The following is a 1,251-nucleotide window of genomic DNA, read 5'->3' as shown; positions in this document are numbered from 1 at the left end:
GCCCGGCTTGACCAGCAGCTCGATGACCGCCACGTCCTTGAAGTCGCCGATGTCGGGAACCTTGATGTCCATCAGTGCCATGTTCAGGTTCCTTTGTTTACAGCAACACGCGGCGGAAGTCCGCCAGGATCTGGCCCAGGTAGGCGTTGAAGCGTGCGGCGGCGGCCCCGTCGATCACGCGGTGGTCCCACGTCAGCGACAGCGGCAGCATCAGGCGCGGCACGAATTGCTTGCCGTCCCACTTGGGCTCCATCTGGCTCTTGCACACACCCAGAATCGCCACCTCCGGCGCGTTAATGATGGGCGTAAAGTAACGCCCGCCAATGCCACCCAAGCTGGAGATGGTGAAGGTCGCGCCGCTCATGTCGGCCGGTCCCAGCTTGCCGTCGCGCGCCTTCTTGGCCAGCTCGCTCATTTCCTGACTGATCTGCAGCACACCCTTTTTGTCGGCGTCCTTGATCACGGGCACCACCAAACCGTTGGGGGTGTCTGCCGCAAAGCCGATGTGGTAGTAGTGCTTATAGATCAGGGCGTCGCCGTCCAGCGAGCTGTTGAACTCGGGGAACTTCTTCAGCGCCGCCACGCAGGCCTTGATCAGGAAGGCCAACATCGTCACCTTGATGCCGGACTTCTCGTGTTCCTTGTTGGTGGCCACGCGGAAGGCTTCGAGATCGGTGATGTCGGCGTCATCGTGGTTGGTGACGGCCGGGATCATCACCGCGTTGCGCAGCAGGTTGGCGCCGCTGATCTTCTTGATGCGGCCCAGCTCCTTGCGCTCGATGGGGCCGAACTTGGCGAAGTCCACCTTGGGCCAGGGGATGAGGCCCAGCTCGGAACCGCCACCGCCGGCGGCCATGGCAGGCGCCTTGGCGGCCTGGGCTTGGGTCTGGATCGCCCCTGCCATGACCGACCGCGTGAAGTTTTGCACGTCTTCCAGCGTGATGCGGCCTTTGGGGCCGGAACCTTGGACTTCGGCAAGCGGCACGCCCAGCTCGCGAGCGAACTTGCGCACCGCAGGCGAGGCGTGGGGCAAGCCCAGCACTGGGGTGGCGGCAGGGTTGTGCGCCGGTGCCGACACCGTCGCCGGTGCAGCCGCCACAACGGGCACAGATGCCGGCGCCGCTGGGGTAAGAGCTGGCTCAGGGGCGGGGGCCGCGGGAGCCGCTGGGGCAGCTGCATCGGCGCCGGCAGAATCGACCCCCTCCAGAATGGCCAGCAGATCGCCCATGTTGACCTTGTCGCCCAGCTTGA

At 65.1% G+C, this 1,251-nt stretch carries 1 protein-coding gene; it reads right to left on the bottom strand.

Annotated elements, in window-relative coordinates:
* Positions 1-97 precede the first annotated feature (97 nt).
* On the bottom strand, positions 98-1,251 hold a 1,154-nt coding region (locus HZS63_RS13770), incomplete at its 5' end, for a 2-oxo acid dehydrogenase subunit E2 (RefSeq protein ID WP_180684560.1).

The sequence above is a fragment of the Tepidicella baoligensis genome (genome assembly GCF_013432195.1).
Lineage (GTDB): Bacteria > Pseudomonadota > Gammaproteobacteria > Burkholderiales > Burkholderiaceae_C > Tepidicella > Tepidicella baoligensis.
This window is presented reverse-complemented; position numbering and strand designations above follow the sequence as displayed.